This is a genomic window from Nitrosomonas eutropha (genome assembly GCF_003201195.1).
GTDB classification, from domain to species: Bacteria; Pseudomonadota; Gammaproteobacteria; order Burkholderiales; family Nitrosomonadaceae; genus Nitrosomonas; species Nitrosomonas eutropha.
In genome coordinates this window covers 1-21,836 of the sequence record NZ_QICQ01000037.1, presented here as the reverse complement: position 1 = coordinate 21,836, position 21,836 = coordinate 1, and the positions used below count along the sequence as shown (strand labels likewise).

General features: G+C 45.4%; 21 protein-coding genes and 2 pseudogenes. 15 read left to right on the top strand and 8 right to left on the bottom strand.

From position 1 onward, the window contains the following. Nucleotides 1-624 precede the first annotated feature (624 nt). Together C8R14_RS11550 and C8R14_RS13600 are read left to right on the top strand one after the other, a co-directional pair. On the top strand, nucleotides 625-1,038 hold the full coding sequence (locus C8R14_RS11550) for a hypothetical protein (protein WP_011634325.1): 414 nt from the start codon (nucleotides 625-627) through the stop codon (nucleotides 1,036-1,038). Nucleotides 1,039-1,301: 263 nt separating this feature from the next. Continuing rightward, complete coding sequence (locus C8R14_RS13600; protein ID WP_160803466.1) at nucleotides 1,302-1,448, top strand: hypothetical protein; 147 nt, start codon at nucleotides 1,302-1,304, stop codon at nucleotides 1,446-1,448. Nucleotides 1,449-1,489: 41 nt separating this feature from the next. On the opposite strand, the pseudogene C8R14_RS14190 reads toward C8R14_RS13600, so the two are convergent. Further along, nucleotides 1,490-2,110, bottom strand: a pseudogene (locus C8R14_RS14190) (IS1595 family transposase); the annotation flags it as partial. 84 nt (nucleotides 2,111-2,194) lie between these two features. Between C8R14_RS14190 and C8R14_RS11540 the strand changes: the two are divergent. Further along, a pseudogene (locus C8R14_RS11540) lies at nucleotides 2,195-2,358 on the top strand (IS5/IS1182 family transposase); the annotation flags it as partial. Nucleotides 2,359-2,443: 85 nt separating this feature from the next. Next, the gene (locus C8R14_RS11535; RefSeq protein ID WP_011634324.1) at nucleotides 2,444-4,603 is read left to right on the top strand and encodes a TonB-dependent receptor; all 2,160 of its coding nucleotides are present in this window, start codon (nucleotides 2,444-2,446) and stop codon (nucleotides 4,601-4,603) included. A gap of 102 nt (nucleotides 4,604-4,705) precedes the next feature. Here the strand turns inward: C8R14_RS11535 and C8R14_RS11530 are convergent, their stop codons facing one another. From C8R14_RS11530 to C8R14_RS11515, 4 genes are all read right to left on the bottom strand, one after another. Beyond that, complete coding sequence (locus tag C8R14_RS11530) at nucleotides 4,706-5,239, bottom strand: response regulator transcription factor (RefSeq protein ID WP_011634323.1); 534 nt, start codon at nucleotides 5,237-5,239, stop codon at nucleotides 4,706-4,708. Nucleotides 5,240-5,265: 26 nt separating this feature from the next. Then, complete coding sequence (locus C8R14_RS11525; protein ID WP_011634322.1) at nucleotides 5,266-6,564, bottom strand: ATP-binding protein; 1,299 nt, start codon at nucleotides 6,562-6,564, stop codon at nucleotides 5,266-5,268. Between the two features lie 214 nt (nucleotides 6,565-6,778). Further along, nucleotides 6,779-7,783 (bottom strand): cytochrome-c peroxidase, encoded by a 1,005-nt coding sequence (locus C8R14_RS11520; protein ID WP_011634321.1) that lies wholly within the window; start codon nucleotides 7,781-7,783, stop codon nucleotides 6,779-6,781. A 105-nt stretch (nucleotides 7,784-7,888) separates the two neighbouring features. Next, nucleotides 7,889-8,452 (bottom strand): RNA pyrophosphohydrolase, encoded by a 564-nt coding sequence (locus C8R14_RS11515; RefSeq protein WP_011634320.1) that lies wholly within the window; start codon nucleotides 8,450-8,452, stop codon nucleotides 7,889-7,891. 228 nt (nucleotides 8,453-8,680) lie between these two features. Between C8R14_RS11515 and C8R14_RS11510 the strand changes: the two genes are divergently transcribed. Both C8R14_RS11510 and C8R14_RS11505 read left to right on the top strand, forming a co-directional pair. After that, entirely contained in the window at nucleotides 8,681-10,387 is a 1,707-nt protein-coding gene (locus tag C8R14_RS11510; protein ID WP_011634319.1) for a proline--tRNA ligase, read from the top strand. After that, on the top strand, nucleotides 10,375-10,968 hold the full coding sequence (locus C8R14_RS11505; protein ID WP_011634318.1) for a lytic transglycosylase domain-containing protein: 594 nt from the start codon (nucleotides 10,375-10,377) through the stop codon (nucleotides 10,966-10,968). Before C8R14_RS11510 ends, C8R14_RS11505 begins: the two co-directional genes overlap by 13 nt. Before the next feature lie 20 nt (nucleotides 10,969-10,988). Here C8R14_RS11505 and C8R14_RS11500 read toward each other — a convergent pair whose 3' ends face one another. Beyond that, the gene (locus tag C8R14_RS11500) at nucleotides 10,989-11,453 is read right to left on the bottom strand and encodes a TlpA family protein disulfide reductase (RefSeq protein WP_011634317.1); all 465 of its coding nucleotides are present in this window, start codon (nucleotides 11,451-11,453) and stop codon (nucleotides 10,989-10,991) included. A 163-nt stretch (nucleotides 11,454-11,616) separates the two neighbouring features. Beyond that, the gene (locus C8R14_RS11495; protein WP_011634316.1) at nucleotides 11,617-13,149 is read right to left on the bottom strand and encodes a 2-isopropylmalate synthase; all 1,533 of its coding nucleotides are present in this window, start codon (nucleotides 13,147-13,149) and stop codon (nucleotides 11,617-11,619) included. Between the two features lie 350 nt (nucleotides 13,150-13,499). Here C8R14_RS11495 and C8R14_RS11490 point away from each other — a divergent pair, with 350 nt between their 5' ends. The 8 genes from C8R14_RS11490 to C8R14_RS11455 are packed head-to-tail and all read left to right on the top strand — an operon-like array spanning nucleotide 13,500 to nucleotide 20,194. Then, a complete protein-coding gene (locus C8R14_RS11490; protein ID WP_011634315.1) occupies nucleotides 13,500-13,967 on the top strand; it encodes an Rrf2 family transcriptional regulator in 468 nt (155 codons plus the stop codon). A 25-nt stretch (nucleotides 13,968-13,992) separates the two neighbouring features. Further along, nucleotides 13,993-14,322, top strand: coding sequence for a HesB/IscA family protein (locus C8R14_RS11485; protein ID WP_011634314.1), 330 nt, complete (start codon nucleotides 13,993-13,995; stop codon nucleotides 14,320-14,322). A gap of 19 nt (nucleotides 14,323-14,341) precedes the next feature. After that, nucleotides 14,342-15,778, top strand: a complete 1,437-nt coding sequence (gene sufB, locus C8R14_RS11480) for a Fe-S cluster assembly protein SufB (protein ID WP_011634313.1) — start codon at nucleotides 14,342-14,344, stop codon at nucleotides 15,776-15,778. Then, on the top strand, nucleotides 15,775-16,566 hold the full coding sequence (gene sufC / locus C8R14_RS11475) for a Fe-S cluster assembly ATPase SufC (protein ID WP_011634312.1): 792 nt from the start codon (nucleotides 15,775-15,777) through the stop codon (nucleotides 16,564-16,566). Before sufB ends, sufC begins: the two co-directional genes overlap by 4 nt. Then, nucleotides 16,563-17,870 (top strand): Fe-S cluster assembly protein SufD, encoded by a 1,308-nt coding sequence (sufD, locus tag C8R14_RS11470; RefSeq protein WP_011634311.1) that lies wholly within the window; start codon nucleotides 16,563-16,565, stop codon nucleotides 17,868-17,870. The genes sufC and sufD overlap by 4 nt, the downstream gene beginning before the upstream one ends. 3 nt (nucleotides 17,871-17,873) lie before the next feature. Further along, nucleotides 17,874-19,145, top strand: a complete 1,272-nt coding sequence (locus C8R14_RS11465; protein WP_011634310.1) for a cysteine desulfurase — start codon at nucleotides 17,874-17,876, stop codon at nucleotides 19,143-19,145. Beyond that, entirely contained in the window at nucleotides 19,142-19,624 is a 483-nt protein-coding gene (gene sufU, locus C8R14_RS11460; RefSeq protein WP_011634309.1) for a Fe-S cluster assembly sulfur transfer protein SufU, read from the top strand. The genes C8R14_RS11465 and sufU overlap by 4 nt, the downstream gene beginning before the upstream one ends. 9 nt (nucleotides 19,625-19,633) lie before the next feature. Then, nucleotides 19,634-20,194 (top strand): NifU family protein, encoded by a 561-nt coding sequence (locus C8R14_RS11455; RefSeq protein ID WP_011634308.1) that lies wholly within the window; start codon nucleotides 19,634-19,636, stop codon nucleotides 20,192-20,194. A 75-nt stretch (nucleotides 20,195-20,269) separates the two neighbouring features. Here C8R14_RS11455 and C8R14_RS11450 read toward each other — a convergent pair whose 3' ends face one another. After that, complete coding sequence (locus C8R14_RS11450; RefSeq protein WP_011634307.1) at nucleotides 20,270-21,049, bottom strand: sulfite exporter TauE/SafE family protein; 780 nt, start codon at nucleotides 21,047-21,049, stop codon at nucleotides 20,270-20,272. Between the two features lie 581 nt (nucleotides 21,050-21,630). Between C8R14_RS11450 and C8R14_RS11445 the strand changes: the two genes are divergently transcribed. Continuing rightward, nucleotides 21,631-21,836, top strand: a 206-nt coding sequence (locus C8R14_RS11445; RefSeq protein WP_143000361.1) for a transposase, incomplete at its 3' end; no start/stop codon positions are given.

Sequence of the window (21,836 nt, the reverse complement as noted above, 5' to 3'; positions counted from 1 at the left end):
CTCAAAGCGCCGGGCAATTGCCGTTGGACCTTCGCCACGATCCAACGCACCCAGAATGCGATCCCGAAGATCTTGTGAATAGGCATGCATAACCTTCCCCATCAGTTGTAATAGAGAATAGTCTATTACATGCATATATTTAAATCAAAAACGCTCTGGTGCTTTTAGTATGAGCTATTCTTCTTTTGGACGTCTCGAAAAACCTCGACTTGTCCACACCTTAAGCACAATCGCTGAAGAAAGAGATATTACGCGAATATTCGCTAGAAATCGTGCTATGCTACGAGAGTAGTTGTGCGGATGGCGAATAACTATTTTAATTGTGCATCCGCATACGAGAGTAACAACACTTTGATCCGCGGCACTTGAGCTCCGGGTTCTTTGTATGCAGCTACATGAACTATGGCACGGGTAACGTTTCTAGATCTCACTAGCGGGACTCGCAGATCGAATTAGTAGCGAAGGCTCCAGTTTTCGGGTAAATTGTCTTACTATTCCCTGGTCCGTGGTCAGCAACAGCCCTTCAAATCGGATCAGATGGTGCTAAACATATTTTTATATTCGCAATAGCCGCCAAGCTTGTCACGCAATAGGCAGAGTATTCTAACAATCAGGAGGTGTTTTATGGTAGATAAAGATAAAGCGATAGAAAAACAAAAATATCCCACAAGTTTCGGTCTTTTTTATCCTATCGGCTATGTGGTGGTTGCATTTTCAAATAAGGAAGATGCCCTACGTGTACAACAGGATCTGATAGCGGGCGGATATGAGCGCGACGATTGCGTATTTTTCTCAAGTAAGGAAGTAAAGATGGCTGCTCAGGAGAATCTCGATCAGAACCAGGGATTTCTTGCGCGGTACGGCTGGGCTGATGAAGCTATCCAGATTCACCTGGACTCGGCACAAGAGGGTAGCTCCTTCCTCGTAATCTATGCGCCAGACAAACTTTCATCTGATCGCGCAATGAACGTTGTTAGGCGTGTTCCATTTGAATTTGCACACGGATACCATCGATTAGCCATCGAGATACTGAAATAAATTATTTGTGCTCTCACTTCAAATAGTTCAAAGTTCAAAGTTCAAAGTTAAAAATTAATCCATCTTGAAATTCCTTTTCGTCTGTTTGGCTGCTCACGATCAAGAATTTCTTGATGGGCTCTATAAAACTCAATTACCTCGCCCTGTGCATAGCTATTTGCAGACCATTACACATCGTAACAAGAGTGTGTATCTATTTTTACCAGATTATCTACAACAGTAGTCGGCTTTGTGAGCGGAGCAATCACACGAAGCTCTGATAGATGCATAAAATCAGATCAGATATTATCATGGCAATTTCCCGCTATGCCCATGTTATCCCCTCTCACGACAAGCTGAGTCGCCTGTTCGGTACGATCTACCCGATGTGCGCGGATGCTCTGCCCTGGGGGATTACCCTGACACCGTAGGTGACACCCTAGATGGCAAGATCAGTTACTGTTCCCGCAGTAGCCCAGTTAAAAACCGCTTTGCACGTAAAACCAGGGAGTAGTACCATTCCAATATATAGGGGACGGCCTTCAGCATTGAGCAAAATGGCCGCCACAAAAGGCACTTTGTTCTCGGATACCTGGTTTGCCTTGCTGCCAGCCAATTCCCCCAATTCCCCCAATTCCCCCAATTCCCCCAATTCCCCACCAAGGTAAGCATCATCCGCCTGGACATTGCCACATAGCATTGTATTTGGTATCCCGTTCGACCATCGCCTGTATCAGCTTCTGCTGAATCAGCCAGGCCGTGGGGTTCACGTCCAGCTGCCGTTTGAGGTCGAGCGCCGACAGGCCGGTTTTGGCTTGGCTGATCAGATAAATTGCCAAGAACCAGATGCTTAGCGACAAGTGGGTGCTTTAGAACAAGGTGCCTGCAATCAGAGATGTCTGTAGCCGGTAGCACTTACATTGGAAGTTCTTGTATTTTCCTGCCTGAAGTAAGTAGTAATTTGCGTTGCCGCAGCCCGGGCAGCTGAATCCTTGCGGCCAACGTGACGTTTCCAATGCATCCGCACATTGCTCATCCCAAGAAATGCAGGTAAAGACAAGCCTTTTTGAAATTGGATACGGTTCATGGCCATGACAGTTCTTCTTTAATGGGTTTGTCTGGACCAGTATGGCCTTATCATAGAAAAAATCGGGCCTAGCTGAACAATCTTTCTAATCAGGAAAGATTTTATGATAAAGCACTGTATGAATTGAGGCAGCTTGTCGAAAATGCTTTCCTTTATCTCAGAAGATGGCATGGAATTACCATAGACATGCTAAAAACGCCTTTTCTTTTCTCGCAGCCGCGCAAATTAGATGTATTACCCTGGGCAAATATTAGATTTCTGCTCTTTTCTCATTTATTAATATAATATAATATAAAAACGAGAATGCTTATCAATAATATATAAATGAGGGATTTTTGAATGAAGTTTATAGCCGGGACGGGTGGCGTATACATTGCGGTTACTATTCTTGCAATCTCAAGCGGGATGCAAACAGTATGGGCACAATCATCAACAGGCCAGTCAGCCAGCGATAATTCGGCAGTGCTGCCCGCCATCAACGTTTCCACGGACTCGATCAAACCGACTGATGGATATGTGACCAAAGAAAGTTTCAGCGCGACCAGAACCGATACACCTTTGCGTGATGTCCCTCAGTCTATTACAGTTATCACCCAGGATATGATTCGTGATCAATCCATACAAAGCATTACCGAGGCTGTACGATATGTTCCGGGGATTGTCCCGTCTCAAGGAGAAGGCCACCGGGATGCCGTAATCATACGTGGCAGCAGTACTACCGGAGATTTCTTTGTTGATGGATTGCGTGATGATGTTCAATATTATCGTGATCTTTATAATATTGACCGTGTTGAAGTCTTGAAAGGCTCCAATGGAATGATATTTGGCCGTGGCGGGGCAGGGGGGGTCATCAATCGCGTCACTAAGGAAGCTGACTGGCAACCGGTCAGGGCAGCTACCGCAGAATTTGGTTCTTACAACCACAAGCGTTTTACTGCGGATATAGGTCAACCGATCAATGAAATTGCTGCAGCCCGGCTCAATGGCGTATTTGAGCATTCAGACAGCTTTCGTGATAACGTTGATCTGAAGCGCTGGGGAATAAATCCAACGGTTACATTGTTACCAACCGATAAGACCAAAATCGTCCTGAGCGGAGAGTATTTTTATGATCGCCGGGTTGTTGATCGCGGCATTCCCTCATTCGGAACCATGGCCAATGTTATCAATTCCGGCCGACCGGCAGATATCGACCGTTCCACTTTTTTTGGAAATCCGGATGATAGCCATGCAAGAGTCGATGCCTGGTCATTCAACTCACTGATTGAACATTCCTTTAATAACAATATCAAGTTACGCAATCGCACTCGTTATGCCGACTACGATAAATTTTATCAGAACGTATATGCTGGTGGTCAGGCAACGGCTGAAGACGCAACTGGAACGGTAAATTTATCTGCCTATAACAATGCAACTCGGCGCAAAAATCTGTTTACCCAGACAGACTTGCTATTCAAGCTGAATACTTGGGGGGTGGATCATGAGTTCATGACAGGTGTGGAATATGGCCATCAAGTAACAGATAATTTCCGTAATACCGGACTCTTCAATAACGTTTCTAAAGTATCTTTTCTCAATCCAATGTCATTTGTGCCTGTCACTTTCGAGCAAAGTGTTACTGATGCAGATAACCACGGTGTGGTCGAAGCGGTAGGTGTATATGCGCAAGATCAGATTACTATTATTCCTCAGCTAAAAGCAGTACTAGGAATACGCTACGATAATTTTGATACGACTGTTCATAATAATCGCAATGGTGATAAGGTTCATTCCAATGATGGGCTGATCTCGCCACGGGTAGGGTTGATCTATAAACCGATAGAGCCTCTTTCCATTTACGGCAATTATAGTTTAGCCTATGTGCCGCGTGCTGGTGATCAGTTAAGCTCACTTTCGGTGACCAATGAAGCATTAAAGCCTGAAAAGTTTATGAATCTGGAACTTGGCGCCAAGTGGGATATCCGCCCAGATCTAGCACTAACTGCAGCACTGTATCAGCTTGATCGCAGTAACGTTATTGCAGCAGACCCAAATGACCTCTCTAGAACGATACTGGTCGATGGTCAACGTACGCGCGGAGCGGAAATTGGGTTGATGGGGAGAATCACTCCGCATTGGAGTGTGATGGGGGGGTATGGTTATACTGATGCCGAAATTACCAAGAATATTGCAGGCGCAGATAAAGGGGCAGCTGTGGCACAAGTTCCAAAACATACGGTAGCCGTGTGGAACCGGTATGATTTTACGTCTTACCTTGGTTTGGGACTGGGAGTGATTCACCGTGGCAGCATCTATGCTGCGGTTGATAATACGGTATTACTGCCAAGCTATACACGTCTTGATGCGGCAGTATTTGTACAACCGCATAAAAATATTCGCATTCAGGCGAATGTCGAAAATTTGGCTAATATCGAATACGCTACCTCCGCACATAACAATAACAACATTATGCCGGGCGCTCCGCGTATTTTCCGTTTGACGGCAATGGTTAATTTCTAGGTTCCCGATGGCCAGAACTCTAACTTGCATTTGATCAGAATCAGTTGCTGACAGATATACACTCGCAACGCGCGGGTGTATATCTGTCAAGCGGAGCAGAAACTAAAGCTGCACCGGTTTTTTTGAGAGTTTACGCTGCAAGGTTCTGCGATGCATGTTTAGTGCCTTGGCGGTGGCAGAAATATTATCATCGTTCTCTGCAAGAATACGATGAATATATTCCCATTCCAAGCGCTCTACTGATAGAGGGTGAGGGCTAATCGGTATATCAGTATTTCCTGCCGTGCGCTCAAACGCTGCCATGATATCATCCGCGTCTACCGGTTTTGCCAGATAATGGGTTGCTCCCAATTTGATGGCTTCGACTGCAGTCGCAATACTGGCGTAGCCGGTTAGGACGATAATGCGGGTTCCAGGATCCAGTTCCCTGATTTTTTCAACAAGTGATAAACCGGATTCATTATTCAATTTGAGGTCAATGATGGCATATTCCGGTATGAGTGATTCCGCCTGTTCGATCGCAGTTTTAATGTTATGTGTACAAGTGGTGTCAAACCCGCGCTTTGTCATCGCCCTTGCCAGTACATCACAAAAAACTTCATCATCATCTACAATTAACAGGCTTGGGCGATCCATGGAATCATTCACAGGGCATTCTCCTTTCATAGTGAAGTACTGGTTGTTCTGTGCGAAACCGGAATGGTGACATGAGTACATGCCCCTCCTTCGGGTCGATTAAATAAACGTACATTCCCGCCAAAGCGTTCAATATTAGTATTGGCGAGAAATAATCCGATACCAAAACCTTGTCCTGGCCCCTTACTGGTAAAAAAAGGCTCCCCTGCATGTTCGACAGCTTCTGTGTTTAACCCTGTCCCATCATCGAGTATTTCGAGGTGCAACTGTTTTTCATCCCAGCGACTGGTGATGGTTACCAGTCTGGTTGAGGCATCCGCTGCGTTGTTCAACAAGTTCAGGATAGATTGGCTCAGCAGGCGAGTATTCATGATAATCGGTGCTGGCTTTGTGCCTTCACATTGATGGGTGAATTTGACAGATGGACGGATCAGCTGCCATTTATCAATTACCTGTTGTAAAAAAAGATCGACAGGTTGTCCATTGCCTTCTTCTACTCTGGTTTGTCCGGCATCTGCCAGCAGATGAGTCAGCGTTTGTTTGCAATGAGAAATCTGGTCGCGCAGGATGCGAATATTATGCTGAAATTCAGTATTTTCGAGAGATTCCTGCTGTAATTCACCCGTAATAATAGCCATGGTTGATAAAGGGGTGCTCAGCTCATGTGCTGCTCCGGCGGCAAGGGTGCCCAGGGCAATAATCTGCTCATTTTGTAGTGCTCGTTCACGCGATCTGGACAACTCCTTGTCTCGGTCACGAATAGAAGCATTCATTCTGACAACAAACGAGGTAATGAGTAAGGTGCTCAATACAAATGTCAGCCACATTCCTGAGACGTGCAAATTGAATTCAAACATATGCCGGCTGTGATCATCGAGATGATCATGCGGGAAGGGGATGTATTTAAATAACAGGAGAGTATAGCAGGAAATTGTGATCACTGCCATACCCCAGGTATAGTGCCATGGCAGCACAGTCGCAGCGATTGTAAGCGGAAGCAGATAGAGTGAGATAAAAGGATTGGTTGATCCACCGCTAAAATATAGTAATGCAGTCAATCCGGCAACATCAATCAGCAACTGAGTGAAAAATTCGGGGTAAGTTACTGGCCAAGGATAACGCAGACGAACCCAGGTGAAGAAATTTAGAACCGCAAGCATGAAAACAGTCAGAATAATTGCTGTCCATGGCAGTTCAAGTTCGATAAGACTGTGGACAGCCCCAAAAACAATGATTTGGAAAACGATGGCAATAATCCTGAGCTGGAATAAACGCTGTAGATTTTTGCCAGAAGGTGACTGGTTCAGAATACTGAAAATACCCATGACCCGTTGGTTTGCTCTGTTAAGTCTACTGGTTTGCTATGGCAGGTATCAGGATTAGTCTGTTAAATAACAGATTGTCGATTTTTGCCGGGTAGATTAAAGCATATTTTTGTAGTGTTAAACTTGATTGATACTGCCCAACCGCCCTCATTTAACATGAAGTGGCTGAGCAGTTCATGAAAATCCGGATAGAATCAGAATTTTCTTTTCAACATCACTCAAATGGCTGAGGATGTGGAGTATCGTTGTTGGAAGGTGGCAGAACTGGTATTTTGAAGTCTGGCTGATTACCAGTCAATGTTTTCAGAAAAGCGACAATCTTGGAGATTTCATCCTTGTTAAATTCGTGATTCAACTGAATTCTTCCCATGGTTTCTACAGCCTGTTCAAGTGTTGCTGCCTCTCCATCGTGGAAGTAGGGGTAGGTCAGTTCAATATTTCGCAAGACCGGTACTTTAAATACGTTGCGATCCTCTTCCTTGCCTGTTACCCCCATCCGTCCTGTAGCAGGGTTTTTGGTCTCGTAGGGTTTGAAAACTCCCATTTTCTGGTAGGAGGTTCCTCCTACTGCCGGTCCATTGTGACACTGAACACACCCATTGCTCTTGAACAGGTTGTAACCTTCCAACTCATTCTGGCTCAGGGCGTTTTTATCACCTTCCAGCCATTGATCAAATTTTGAGCCCGGTGTTACCAGTGTTTCTTCAAACTGGGCAATTGCCGTTGTGATGCGATCAATCGTCACTTCATCGGATCCAAAGGCTTTTTTGAAATATTCGCGGTATTGTGGTATCGAAGCAATAACCTTTTCTGCCATTTCGTGAGTAAAGGCCATTTCCTTCGGGTTGGCAATCGGGCCTGCAGCCTGCTCTTTCAAATCTTTAGCTCTGCCATCCCAGAATTGTGCCAGATTCATACCGGAATTCAGTACAGTTGGCGCATTAATTGGACCTTGCTGCCATTTGTGGCCAATCGAGGTTTTAATATTATCAGTGCCGCCCATGCTCAGGTTGTGGCAGGAATTGCAGGAAATAAATCCTGATTTGGAAAGCCTGGGATCAAAAAAAAGCATTTTCCCCAGCTCGGCTACTTCGGCATTTTCGGGGGTGACTGCCTTAATCGGTTGGATTGGTTCGTTGGCGGCCATTGCGCTAACAGATCCAAATATCGCTCCCAGACTTAACGATAACAGCGAAACAGTCAATGTACGCTTGATCATTGCATTCTCCTTAAGGTTTGAAAATAGTAACGGCTAACGTGGCGCAGCCGCTTACGCCTTGAATTTTTTGTTGCCGGACCGGAGTCAGGACTCCAAGATACTGAATCAACCCTGTCTGGCATCAGAAGATTTCTCCTCAAGTTCTTTAACTGGTTCCAGTGGCTCCCTGTAGGCTTGATCATTACCCAGGCAGGTCTCATGATCCAGTAATCGTGAAAGTTCTGTCAGCGCCAGGCGATAGACCTGTCGCTTGAATTCAACCACAGATTCCAGTTCAACCCAATACTGGTTCCAGCGCCAGGCATCAAATTCGGGATGCGCACAAGTTTTGAGTGATACATCACAATCTCTTCCCAGCATACGCAACAGAAACCAGATTTGTTTCTGGCCACGATAGTTCTTGCGCCAGTCGCGGCGAGTCCAGCAGGCGGGTACATCGTAACGTAACCATTCTCGTGTCCGGCCCAAAATTTCCACATGAACAGGCTGCAAGCCTGTTTCTTCAGCCAGTTCCCGGTACATTGCCTGCGTTGGTGTTTCGCCTGATTTAATTCCGCCTTGCGGAAATTGCCATGAATTCTGTCGGGCACGTTTTCCCCAGAACACCTGGCTTTTTGAGTTCAGAAGGATAATACCGACATTTGCTCTATATCCATTACGGTCGATCATACAATTTATCTGTCAATTTAGCTTGATTTACAGTGAATTTCCGATAATTTTTCCATATTTTGAGTGTGATTTACAGCTGCTACTCTCAGTAGGAGCATCATCAACATCTTTACAGCATGCTAAATTTGACTTGCAATGCTGTAGTCAATTCCCGCTAAAGCGTACCGGATCAAAACAGTTTCAAGGTAAAATTATCTTATTACCTACTATGATAAATGGAACCTCATCATGCGTGTTTCCCAATTCTTCCTTTCGACGCTCAAAGAAGCTCCTGCTGAAGCCGAGCTGGCCAGTCACCGGTTGATGTTGCGGGCCGGGCTGATTAAGCGTCTGGGCAGCGGATTGTATACCTGGATGCCGCTTGGTCTGAGAATTCTACACAAGATTGAACATATCATCCGTGAGGAAATGAACAGCAGTGGTGCGCTAGAGCTTCTGATGCCCGCTGTTCATCCAGCTGAACTTTGGCAGGAATCAGGTCGCTGGGATGTATTTGGTCCGCAAATGCTGAAAATTCAAGATAGGCATCAGCATGATTTCTGCTTTGGGCCGACACATGAAGAAGTTATTGTTGATATTGCTCGTCGTGAAATTAAAAGCTATCGGCAACTGCCTATTAATTTCTATCAGATTCAGACCAAGTTTCGTGATGAAATCCGCCCACGTTTTGGTGTGATGCGCGCCAGGGAATTTATCATGAAGGATGCCTACTCCTTTCATGCTGATCTGGGCAGTCTGGAACAAACCTACCAGCTTATGCATGAAACATACAGCAGAATTTTTACCCGGATCGGATTGAAATTTCGCGCAGTGGCTGCTGATACTGGGGCGATAGGGGGTAGCGGATCACATGAATTTCACGTGCTGGCTGATTCAGGTGAGGATGCTATCGCATTTTGCCCTGATTCCGATTATGCCGCCAATATTGAACTTGCTGAAGCAATATCACATGGAATTCTGCGTAAGGATCCGGCGGGTGTGATGAAAAAAATTGCTACCCCTGATCGTAAATCCTGTTCGGATGTTGCTGAATTTCTGAGCGTTCCAATAGAACAGACTCTTAAAACACTGGCAGTGATAGCCGATGGCCGATTTTATCTACTGCTGCTGCGAGGCGATCATCAGCTCAATGAAACAAAAACCAGAAAAATCCCGTTTCTGAGTAACTTCGAGTTTGCTGATGAAAGCAGAATTATTGCTAAAACTGGTTGCCTTCCAGGATATCTTGGTCCGATCGGTGTGAAAACTGAAATTATCGCTGATCGGGCAGTTCTGGAAATGAGCAATTTCGTCTGCGGGGCAAATGAAGAAGGCTATCACCTGACTCAAGTTAATTTTGAACGTGATCTGCCATTGCCAGTCCAGGTATTCGATATCCGCAATGTGGTTACAGGTGATCCTTCGCCTGATGGAAAAGGAATGCTCGAAATTTGCCGTGGTATTGAGGTTGGTCATATTTTCCAGTTGCGCACCAAATATTCTGAAAAAATGAAAGCAACCTATCTGGATGAATCTGGCCAGACTCAAATTCTGGAAATGGGTTGTTATGGTATCGGTGTTTCACGCATCGTTGCTGCGGCTATTGAGCAAAACTGTGATGAGCGCGGCATCATATTTCCAGTAGCAATTGCTCCGTTTCAGTTGTCGATTATCCCGATTGGTTATCATAAAAACCTTCAGATCCAGGCTGAAGTGGAAAAACTGTATCGAGCATGTCGTGCAGCAGGCATCGAAGTATTGCTGGATGACCGGGAGGAGCGACCAGGTGTTATGTTTGCAGATCAGGAGCTGATTGGGATTCCGCACCGTATTGTTATTGGTGAGCGAAATTTGCGGGATGGGATGGTGGAATACCAGGGGAGGCTAGATAAAACATCCCGTTTACTTTCTCTACAGGAGGTTATCCCTGTTATCAGGGAAATATGTGGCGGCTGATAAATTTTCTATCATTTTTCATTGCAAGTACGGCTATGGCAGGGTCTCAGGCTTATGAATCCTTGTCGGTCAGCACCCGGACAGTATTACAGCGTACCGTTAGTGACGGGGTTGTACCCATGTTTGTTACACTTTCCGATCTCGAGGCAAGAAACTGGCTAGACAGCATGATGAAGCGCCTGGAGAAACGGATCTCGGAAATTGAAGAGCGCAAAGCATTTCTGATGACCGTTCATTATGAAGCTACTCGCGCTGGTCTTGATCCTGAGTTAGTACTTAGCATTATCCAGGTTGAGAGTAATTTCAGAAAATATGCTGTATCTTCTGCCGGAGCGCGCGGGTATATGCAGGTCATGCCGTTCTGGGTAGATCTGATAGGCAGCCAGGAACACAACTTGTTTCATCTGCGTGTCAACCTACGTTACGGCTGCACAATCCTGCGCCACTACCTCGATCTGGAGAAAGGTGATTATTTCAGGGCGCTGGGAAGATATAACGGCAGTCTGGGCAAGGCCGATTACCCTAATCTTGTGTTTAATGCCTGGCATCGCCATTGGACTTACTCCACAGTTTCACAATAACTAGAATTTATATTGCCTTCTTAGCGGGCATCAATGAAGGTTTCAATTTCGGCACGAGTAATCAGTCCGATTTTACGTGCTGCAGGCTTTCCATCAGGATCAAACAGATATGTGCTCGGCAACATCGAGATGTCATCCCCGATCTGAGCTGCCGCTGCCCTGTCACCCAGTACAATCGGGTAGGAAATCGCCATTTTCTTTACGAATTGCATAACGTCTTTAGTATTGTCGTATTCCATAGCGATTCCGATGATTACGATATCGTTTCTTTCCTGTGATAGCCTTGAAAGATCCGGAATTTCTTTTAGGCAAGGTGGACACCATGTTGCCCAAAAATTAACCAGCACCCACTTCCCTTTGTAATCCGATAAAGTATGAGTTTTACCTGCACTATCCTCGAAGTGAAAGTCATATGCTTCAACTCCTTTGACAGACAGGCATAAAATCAAGGTGAGTAAAGCTATAATTCCCCATTGTTGTTTCATCACGTATTCCGTAGGCTGACCAAGACAATGCGTTTCACAAGCTCTATTGAGCTTTTTGTAAGATTCCGGTACAGCAATTGTATCTGTACCGGAATTGGAATTTCCCCCTGGTTATTTTTATAAAATCAACTTTATGGTAGACAATTTTTAATTATTTTCGGATCTAAACCTGTGGGTGTGTGCGCTCCAGGCTGGAGTGCAGTTTATTACAGGCATTCAGATAGGCTTTGGCAGAAGCTGCAATGATGTCTGTATCTGCTCCATGGCCATTAACGATTCGTCCGACTTTTTGCAATCGAACAGTTACTTCACCCAGAGCGTCTGTTCCGCTGGTGATGTTATTTACAGAAAACAATTGCAATTCTGCCTTACTGTTCAATATTTTTTCAATAGCACGAAACGTCGCATCTACCGGCCCACTTCCTTCTGATTCGGCCTGTTGCTCGTTATTTCCTGTAGCAATAACGACCTGTGCAAAAGGTATTTCTCCGGTCTCGCTGTGTGCAACTAGTGAAAGTAAGCGGTAATGCTCTTCGGGTATCTGTGCCTCATCCGAAACAAGCGCGTGCAGATCTTCATCAAAGATCTCGTGTTTTTTGTCCGCAAGATCCTTGAAACGGATAAATATGGTATTCAGTTTCTCTTCCGATTCCAATTCGATTCCCAGTTCTTTCAAGCGACTGCGAAACGCATTACGACCGGAATGCTTGCCCAACAACAATTTGTTCGCTCCCCAGCCGACATCTTCTGCGCGCATGATTTCATAGGTCTCACGATGTTTGAGTACACCATCCTGATGAATACCTGATTCATGGGCAAAAGCATTAGCACCGACAATAGCTTTGTTGGGTTGCACCGGAAATCCGGTAATTCCAGAAACCAGCTTGCTAGTAGATACAATCTGGGTTGTATCAATGCGTGTATCGCATGGAAAGTAATCTTGCCGTGTACGCACGGCCATCACTACTTCTTCAAGAGCAGCATTGCCAGCGCGTTCACCCAAGCCATTGATGGTGCATTCAACCTGACGCGCGCCATTCATGACTGCAGATAGCGAGTTGGCTACCGCCAGGCCGAGATCATTATGACAATGAACGGAGAAAACAGCTTTGTCAGAATTCGGAATTCGTTCACGTAACGTGCGGATTAGACCGCCAAACTGATCCGGCATGGTGTATCCCACTGTATCCGGAATATTCAACGTCCGGGCACCTGCATCAATTACAGCTTCCAGAATCCGGCAAAGAAAATCTATTTCGGATCGTCCGGCATCTTCAGGAGAAAATTCAACGTTATCCGTATATTGGCGAGCCCACTTTACTGCCTTGATCGCTTGTTCGATGACCCGATCAGGTGACATGCGCAGTTTGTTCTTCATGTGAATTGGTGAGGTGGCGATGAAGGTGTGGATGCGCATATTCTGATTTGCCTGCAGAGCTTCACCGGCACGATTGATATCAGCTTCTATCGCACGGGAAAGACCGCATACCGTGCTGTTGCTCACGGCCTCCGCAACTGCCTTGACAGCCTCAAAGTCACCTTTTGATGCTGCTGGAAAACCTGCTTCGATTACATCCACACCCATGCGCTCCAACTGTCTAGCGATACGCACTTTCTCTTCCATGGTCATGGATGCACCGGGACTTTGTTCACCATCACGCAACGTTGTATCAAAAATAACCAAACGCTCTTTCATTGTTCTACTCCATATTATTCTGGCTCAAACCGGACGGTTGGCTGGTATGCCAGCCTTTACACTTCAAACAGATGGGAAAATGATTGGAATAATTAGCGCCCAAGGCGCAGCAGTCGTCCGAGCAGACATAACAGCAGAGTCGTCGGGTAAGAAGGATGATAGAAGAAGTTGATTCTGACGGGCTGTATCATGTTGGCAAATATAAAGAGTTTACTTACGTTTCGCAACAACAGATATTTACCTCCGACTATAGTTGACTAATATAGTCAGGTATTATATAGTTTCGTTTTTGGGGAAAATCAGCGGTAAGTGGTTCTAATCGCTTTAAAATTACATGCTAAGAGGTTGAAATGAGATTAACAACAAAGGGGCGGTTTGCGGTAACAGCACTTCTGGATATCGCGATACGGCATGGGGGTGGACCAGTTGCATTGGCAGATATCAGTGAACGACAAAGAATTTCGCTGTCTTATCTGGAACAGCTGTTTTCCAAGTTGCGTCAGCGGAAGTTGGTTGACAGCGTGCGCGGGCCCGGCGGAGGGTATTGTCTGGCCAAAGGATTGGATGAGGTATCGGTGGCCGACATTATTTTGGCTGTGGATGAGCCCATCGATAGCACGCAATGTGGTGGTAAGGAAAACTGTCTGGGCGACAGTAAATGCATGACCCATGATTTATGGACAAAGCTGAATGAGATCATATTTGATTATCTTGGCAATGTCACCCTGGAACGGCTGGTGGAGGAGCAGAGTCAGCGCGAACTACAGCGTGAACAGGCAGTAGTTAAATTATATGACATGCGGGAAGCTGCATTCTGATTATTTGTTTGCAATAGAGTGAATTATGGCGATTACATTAACTGAGCGTGCGGCCAGACAGATTCAGCATCAACTGGGCAAGCGAGGTAGAGGGGTGGCGTTACGACTTGGAATCAGGAAATCAGGTTGTTCGGGATTCGCGTACAGTTTTGATTATGCTGACGATGTGCTGGAAGATGATCAATTGTTTGAATCAAATGATGCCAAGGTTATCGTTAAACGCGATCAAGTGTCTTTTATTGATGGTTCTGAGATTGATTTTGTCCAGGACGGTCTAAACAGCTCTTTTAAATTTAGCAATCCAAATATAGACAATACTTGTGGCTGTGGAGAGAGCTTCAGCCTTAAAACTTAGAAATTCAGGAATTATAAAAATGAGTGCTGCATTACAAAATTTGGTGAATCAACCATATAAGCACGGCTTCGTTACGAATATAGAATCCGATATTGCGCCTAAAGGGCTCAATGAGGATATTATCCGGCTGATTTCTTCCAAGAAAAATGAACCTGAATGGCTGCTTACGTTCAGATTGGAGGCTTATCGGAGGTGGCTCAATATGATTGAGCCCACTTGGCAAAATGTTAAATATCCCAAAATTAATTTTCAGAATATCAGCTATTATTCGGCGCCCAAGCCAAAGAAAAAGCTTGCCAGCATGGATGAAGTTGATCCTGAGCTGTTGCGTACATTTGAAAAGCTGGGTATCCCCATGCATGAGCGGGCGGCACTGGCAGGAGTTGCTGTTGACGTTATTTTTGACAGCGTATCGGTTGCAACAACTTATAAAGAAAAACTGGCTGAGGTTGGTATTATTTTCTGTTCGATTTCGGAGGCCGTTCAGCGGTATCCCGAGTTAATCAGACAGTACCTGGGTACAGTTGTGCCGCCAGGGGACAACTACTATGCAGCACTGAATTCCGCTGTATTTACGGATGGTTCTTTCTGTTTTATTCCGAAGGGGGTTAAATGCCCTATGGATTTATCCACCTACTTCCGTATCAACACGGAAGAATCCGGGCAATTTGAACGTACGCTGATTATTGCAGAGGAGGGCGCGTCCGTTTCCTATCTGGAAGGATGTACTGCTCCCCGTTTTGATACGAATCAACTTCATGCGGCCGTAGTCGAATTGATTGCTCTGGATGATGCGGATATCAAGTATTCAACTGTACAGAACTGGTATGCCGGGGATGAGAATGGCGTCGGGGGCATTTATAATTTTGTTACCAAGCGTGGACTGGCCAAAGGCAGGAATTCACGTATTTCCTGGACACAGGTGGAAACTGGTTCGGCTATTACCTGGAAATATCCTTCATGTATCTTGCGTGGAGAAAACTCTGTTGGAGAATTCTATTCCGTTGCTGTCACTAATCACCATCAACAGGCTGACACCGGTACCAAAATGATTCATATCGGTCCGAATACGCGCAGCACCATCGTGAGTAAAGGAATTTCGGCAGGCCAATCTAACAGCAGCTATCGCGGTTTGGTGAGAATTACCCCAACAGCACGGAATGCCCGCAACTATTCGCAATGTGATTCGATGTTGATTGGCAGCCAATGCGGGGCTCATACTTTCCCTTATATTCAAGTACAAAATAATAGTGCACAAGTTGAACATGAAGCTTCAACTTCCAAAATTGGAGAAGATCAGCTGTTTTATTTCGCACAACGTGGCATCGATGCGGAAGAAGCGGTCTCAATGATTATTAATGGTTTTTGTAAAGAGGTTTTTCAGCAATTACCTTTGGAATTTGCAGTAGAGGCCACTAAATTACTCAGCTTCAAACTGGAAGGGAGTGTCGGATGATAAATGCAAATAGCAAGATTCTGCTTGAAGTCCATGATTTACATGCAACAGTTAGCGGAGCCGAGATTCTCAAAGGAGTGGATATCACGGTAAGGAGTGGCGAGATCCATGCCATTATGGGATTAAATGGCTCGGGAAAGAGTACCTTTGCTAAGGTGCTGGCTGGTCATCCGAGCTATGAAGTTACCCGGGGAACGCTGTTGTTTGATGGTCAGGATCTGTCAGCATTGGCACCAGAAGAGCGTGCGCGTGCAGGGATATTTCTCGCTTTTCAATATCCGGTAGAAATACCGGGCGTTGCTAATAACCAATTTCTACGGTTGGCTTATAACACTGTCCAGGGGCAACGCGGTGAGGAAGAGCTAGATCCTCTTGAGTTCGATGATTTCGTGCGCGAGAAAATGAAACTGCTCAAGATGAATCCGGATTTTCTTGATCGCAGCGTTAATGAAGGATTCTCAGGAGGCGAAAAGAAACGCAACGAAATATTGCAGATGGCTTTACTTGAACCCCGTCTTGCTTTGCTGGATGAAACGGATTCAGGATTGGATATTGATGCGCTCAGAATAGTTGCCAATGGGGTTAACCAGTTATCCAATAAAGATAATGCCCTGATTTTGGTAACACATTATCAGCGTTTGCTGGATTATATTGTTCCTGATTATGTGCATGTAATGGAGGCAGGACGTATCATCAGAACAAGTGGCAAAGAACTCGCGCAGGCTCTGGAAACGCACGGTTATGACTGGATTCATACAAATGAACAAATTACCGGGGCGCTGCCATGAGCACGGTTATCTGGGATGATTATCTTGAGAAATTGATTGAATCCTGGAGGAAAGAAGGTGAGCCTTCTCGTACTGTATCTTATCTAAATCGGCTTCGGGCAAATGCGTTAAGTCGTATCGAGTCACTCAGGCTACCTACGATCCGTGATGAGGAATGGCGCTTTACTGATATTTCCTCACTCAGGAATACACTGTTTCCGAGAGCTTCAACGGCTTCATTACCAGGCTTGGATAGCCAGAAAAGTACTTTTCTGGATGAGCCTACTTGTAGACTGGTATTTGTTGATGGCCAGTATATGCCGGGGCTATCCGGCTTGACAGATGATGGTTCTATCATTGTTTGTAGTTTATCCGAATTGACTGGTATATGTGCTTCCAAAACAGAACAGTATCTCGGCCAGCTTGCTGATTTTCAGGATGATGTATTTGTGGCACTGAATACTGCGCTCATGCATGACGGTATTTGTATTGTTATACCGGCCAATGTTTCCATAACAGTGCCGGTTCATATTTTATATATTACTTCCGGAAAAGAAGTGGCTGCCTATCCGCGCTGCTTGCTTGTTGCTGAATCCGAAGCTGAAGTAACAATTGTCGAAGAATATGTGGCGTGGCAGGAAGGCGTATCCCTGACAAATGCAGTAACAGAAATATACGTCGGGGAGTCAGCCCGTGTGAATCATATCCGAGTACAACGCGAAGCTTCGCAAGCTTTTCATATTGCTAATAACTCTACGTTTGTTGCAAAGACAGCACATTATGATTCGGTCAATCTTGCGCTTGGCGCGCGTATTTCACGTTTTGACCAGAAAATTACGCTGGCGGGTGAGGGTGCTGAGTGTCAAATAGATGGATTAGCGCTGATAGCTGATCGTCAGCTCGCAGATACACATACATTCATCGATCATGCCAGTCCGCATGGCAGGAGCAGACAACTTCACAAATGCATTGTGGACGAGAGTGCACATGGTGTTTTCAGTGGAGAAATTATGGTTCGTCCACATTCGCAACAGACTGATGCCAGGCAGTTGAACCATAATTTGTTGCTGTCAGAAAAAGCACGTATGGATACCAAACCTCAGCTTGAGATATTTGCCGATGATGTTAAATGCGCGCATGGCGCCACGGTAGGCCAGCTTGATAAGGAATCCCTTTTTTATCTACAAAGCAGGGGATTCGCAGAAGAAGTAGCCCGCAATCTGCTGACATACGCATTCGGAGGCGAAATTATTAACCGCGTTATAGTGGCTTCACTCAGGCAACGGCTTGAAGAATATATTCTTGTAAGAACACGCATTAGCTAAATCATGAAAATTGTTGACACATTAGTGACTTCATCTGCACAGCAAACAACTACTGTACCTGGAATAGGGCAATTTCGTGCAGATTTTCCGATTCTTGATATCAAGGTAGATGACAAACCGCTGATTTATCTTGACAACGCTGCTTCTAGCCAAATGCCGCAGGCAGTCATTGATTGTCTGGTTCGTTACCAGAAAACTCAGCATGCAAATATTCATCGTGCGGTACATTATTTATCCAACCTGGCTACACAGGAATATGAAGCAGCACGGTGTAAACTGCAAAATTTTATCGGTGCGCGTGAAGATAGAGAGGTGATATTTACTAGTGGTACAACTGACAGTATCAATCTGGTGATGCATGGGTATGGACGTAAATTCATTCAGCGTGGCGATGAAATTATTTTGTCCGAGCTCGAACATCATTCCAATATTGTGCCTTGGCAGATGTTGGCCGAGGAAAGAGGTGCGCATATCCGGGTAGCCCCAATTAATGATGCAGGTGAGCTTCTGGTGGAGGAATATGAAAAACTTTTTAATTCCAAGACCCGATTTGTAGCTTTGTCGCATGTTTCCAATGCACTTGGTAGCATCAATCCGATCAAACGCATGATTGCCATAGCACATCAGCATGATGTTCCTGTTTTGATTGATGGCGCCCAGGCAGCGCCTCATTTGAAAATAGATGTGCAGGATCTCGATTGCGATTTTTATGCTTTCTCGGCGCACAAAATGTGCGGGCCCACCGGGATTGGTATTTTGTACGGAAAGGCGCATTTGCTTGAATCTATGCAACCATTCAAAGGAGGAGGGGACATGATTGCTTCAGTTTCCTTTGAAAAAACAACATATAACGAGATACCATATAAATTTGAGGCAGGTACTCCTCCTATTGCGGCGGCCATAGGTTTTGGTGCGGCAATTGATTATCTGGAACAGATCGGCCTTGATGCTATTGCTGATTATGAACATGAGCTGCTGCTTTATGCTTCTGAGCAAATCAGAATGATCCCAGGCGTGAAAATCATAGGCGATTGCCCGGATAAGGTTGCGGTGATATCGTTTGTTATTGATGGTATTCATCCGCATGATGTTGGTACTTTACTGAACCAGGAAGGTATAGCTGTGCGCACAGGGCATCATTGTGCACAACCGATTATGCAGCGTTTTAATGTGGCGGCAACGTCGCGTGCCTCATTTTCTTTTTATAATACTAAAAAAGAGATCGATGCTCTGGTGGCAGGTATTCGGTCTGTACAAAAGGTTTTCGCACAATGAGTTTGAAATCAATTTATCAAGAAGTTATTCTTGATCATAATCGCAAGCCGCGTAACTATGGTTCTCTTAGCCATCCTACCCACCATGCGACAGGACATAATCCGCTGTGCGGCGATCGGATTGACCTGGATGTCAATATGCTGAATGAACGTATTGAAGAAATTGTATTTCGAGGTGAATCCTGTGCAATTTGTAAGGCTTCCTCTTCAATGATGACCAATGCCGTTAAGGGAAGATCTCGTCAGGAAGCAGAAGCTTTGATTCAGGAATTTCGGGATATGCTGGTAAGTAGAGAAAACAAGGATTTTGATCACCTTGGTCGGCTCAAGGTGCTTGCAGGGGTACGTGATTTACCGACCAGAGTCAAGTGTGCGATTCTGCCGTGGCATACCCTGCATGCGGCCATGAATTCAACAGGAGATGCCACAACTGAAGCAGATAGTCACCTAAACAACAAGCCCGTAGCAAATAATTACTGATATATAGCCATGCCGAAGATTGCAGAAATTGAGGGAACTCCAAACCCTAATGCATTGAAGTTTATCCTGAAGGAGCCACTGACTTGGGGGGTTACCAAATCTTACAATAACGCCGAACAGGCGGCTGATGATCCGCTTGCTGCCGCGTTGTTTGATATTGATCATGTTATCAATGTCTTTTATGTGGATCGCTGGATCACGATTACACAGGATGGAGGTGCGGATTGGCAGGATCTGGCGCGAGAGGTGGCAGATCCAATTCGGGCTGCGCCGGCTGCGACGGATCAATCAGCCACCGTGGTTGCTGCTGCTAGTGAGGCGCTGGCAAATCTTAGCGAGGAGGATCAGCAACGATTGGAGCGAATCAATATTTTACTGGAAGAAGAGGTGAGACCTTATTTGCAGCATGATGGTGGTGATCTTCATGTACTGGCTCTGGAAGGCAGCCTTCTGCGTATTCATTATCAGGGGGCATGTGGAACTTGCCCAAGTTCCATATCTGGAACATTGCGTGGAATTGAGCAGCTTCTGAGAACGATTGAGCCAGATATTCGGGTAGTATCTAGTTAAAGGATTTTATCCTGTAACATATTCCTTGAAATATAAGTGTCAACTGTTTTTCAGACGGCGCATTGAAATGGTTCTTTATAAAAGAACTTTCAACCCTGCTGCAGCAAGCACAATTGCTAAAGCGAACCGGATCCATTGTCCTGTAATCCTGCTGGCAAGCTTACTTCCTGCAATGACCGCCGGTATTGAACCTGCTAACAGGCTAATGAGCATCTCTCCGTCCACCATACCTGCGAACAAATAACCCAAGCCAGCAATAATCGCTAGTGGTATAGCGTGCACAATTTCTGTAGCAACTAGGCGATGTGGGGTTATACGTAGTGGATACAGGTACAAAAGCATTACGCTTCCCAAGACTCCGGCACCTACTGATGTCAGTGCAACGCATACTCCAAGAATTGCGCCGGCGAAGATTGTAAGCACTGCTTGCATTGTCTTAAATCGTTCCGGCTGTCCAATCTGCTTTCTTTTAGCAAAAGCGATCAGTCTGGGAGCTACCAGTAACCCGATAGCTGTAACCAGCACTACTATACCGATACCTTTTGTAAGCCAGTCTACCTTTACGATATGTGTCCCCATACTTATCAGTAGTACGATCAGTGAAGCCATCGGAAGACTGCCTGCCCACAAACGCTTGACTACCTGCCAATCCACATTGCCGTTGGTATGATGTATTCGTGCACCGGCTATTTTAGTGATGGCGGCAAACCATAAATCAGTAGCGACAGCGGTTGTTGGCGATATCCCGAAAAACAGTAGCAAGATGGGCGTCATCAGAGCACCACCACCAACACCAGTCAATCCGATAATAAAGCCAGTGAAGGTACCGGCCGCCGCATAGGACCAGTCAATCATGCAAAAATATCCTTACCCTGTTGTGCCACTGTATGTGGCGTTCCGAGGATTTGGCTTGTTATGCCGGGATTGGTGCTTAATTGGGTATGGAGCAGAGCTGATATTTTTTTTGTAATCAGATCTGCCAAGGCAAGACATTCAGGTTGTTTCATATTTGTTTAGTTTTCGTCCGGAATTGATAATATTTATCCGGAGAGTTGCTGATAATAAATCTCGCACGCACAAAAGGATGGCAGTTTATCGTGATTTTATTTCTCATGATGAAATTTTCTTTCCAGATTACTGGTTGATACAACAAATCAGATACGGAAGACATCTGATTGTTTTCGAGTGGAGTGAGGGGCGTGTTCTTCAAATACGAAGCTGGCCGGTGGCCTTGCTTGTCGCCTACAAATATAGAATATGCAGATGTTAAACTTGATTATAACGGAGACTGCCAACCTTCAGGAATATCACATTAGTTATCTTGTAATGAGGAAAAATGATGAATACTATTCAGATAGTTGTAGGTGGCTGCAAAATTCAAGATAATAAATCTGAGAACCTGTTCAAAGTCTAGGGGAGTATGAGAAACTCGGAAGATGAGAAGAAGTTACCCGAGCGACATCAGTCGTGAACAATTCGAGCTTATCAAGCCTTTGCTGGAGAGCGCGCGCAGGAAGACCAGCCCTCGACGAATAGATCTGTACGATGTTTTTTGTGCGGTGCTGTATTTGCTCAAGAGCGGCTGCCAGTGGCGAGCCCTGCCTAATGACTTTCCCAAGTGGCGCACTGTCCACTCATACTG

Coding starts and splice junctions, on each gene's coding strand:
- C8R14_RS11550 (WP_011634325.1), top strand. CDS start 625: ATGGTAGATAAAGATAAAGCGATAGAAAAACAAAAATATCCCACAAGT.
- C8R14_RS13600 (WP_160803466.1), top strand. CDS start 1,302: ATGCATAAAATCAGATCAGATATTATCATGGCAATTTCCCGCTATGCC.
- C8R14_RS11535 (WP_011634324.1), top strand. CDS start 2,444: ATGAAGTTTATAGCCGGGACGGGTGGCGTATACATTGCGGTTACTATT.
- C8R14_RS11530 (WP_011634323.1), bottom strand. CDS start 5,239: ATGGATCGCCCAAGCCTGTTAATTGTAGATGATGATGAAGTTTTTTGT.
- C8R14_RS11525 (WP_011634322.1), bottom strand. CDS start 6,564: ATGGGTATTTTCAGTATTCTGAACCAGTCACCTTCTGGCAAAAATCTA.
- C8R14_RS11520 (WP_011634321.1), bottom strand. CDS start 7,783: ATGATCAAGCGTACATTGACTGTTTCGCTGTTATCGTTAAGTCTGGGA.
- C8R14_RS11515 (WP_011634320.1), bottom strand. CDS start 8,452: ATGATCGACCGTAATGGATATAGAGCAAATGTCGGTATTATCCTTCTG.
- C8R14_RS11510 (WP_011634319.1), top strand. CDS start 8,681: ATGCGTGTTTCCCAATTCTTCCTTTCGACGCTCAAAGAAGCTCCTGCT.
- C8R14_RS11505 (WP_011634318.1), top strand. CDS start 10,375: ATGTGGCGGCTGATAAATTTTCTATCATTTTTCATTGCAAGTACGGCT.
- C8R14_RS11500 (WP_011634317.1), bottom strand. CDS start 11,453: ATGAAACAACAATGGGGAATTATAGCTTTACTCACCTTGATTTTATGC.
- C8R14_RS11495 (WP_011634316.1), bottom strand. CDS start 13,149: ATGAAAGAGCGTTTGGTTATTTTTGATACAACGTTGCGTGATGGTGAA.
- C8R14_RS11490 (WP_011634315.1), top strand. CDS start 13,500: ATGAGATTAACAACAAAGGGGCGGTTTGCGGTAACAGCACTTCTGGAT.
- C8R14_RS11485 (WP_011634314.1), top strand. CDS start 13,993: ATGGCGATTACATTAACTGAGCGTGCGGCCAGACAGATTCAGCATCAA.
- sufB (WP_011634313.1), top strand. CDS start 14,342: ATGAGTGCTGCATTACAAAATTTGGTGAATCAACCATATAAGCACGGC.
- sufC (WP_011634312.1), top strand. CDS start 15,775: ATGATAAATGCAAATAGCAAGATTCTGCTTGAAGTCCATGATTTACAT.
- sufD (WP_011634311.1), top strand. CDS start 16,563: ATGAGCACGGTTATCTGGGATGATTATCTTGAGAAATTGATTGAATCC.
- C8R14_RS11465 (WP_011634310.1), top strand. CDS start 17,874: ATGAAAATTGTTGACACATTAGTGACTTCATCTGCACAGCAAACAACT.
- sufU (WP_011634309.1), top strand. CDS start 19,142: ATGAGTTTGAAATCAATTTATCAAGAAGTTATTCTTGATCATAATCGC.
- C8R14_RS11455 (WP_011634308.1), top strand. CDS start 19,634: ATGCCGAAGATTGCAGAAATTGAGGGAACTCCAAACCCTAATGCATTG.
- C8R14_RS11450 (WP_011634307.1), bottom strand. CDS start 21,049: ATGATTGACTGGTCCTATGCGGCGGCCGGTACCTTCACTGGCTTTATT.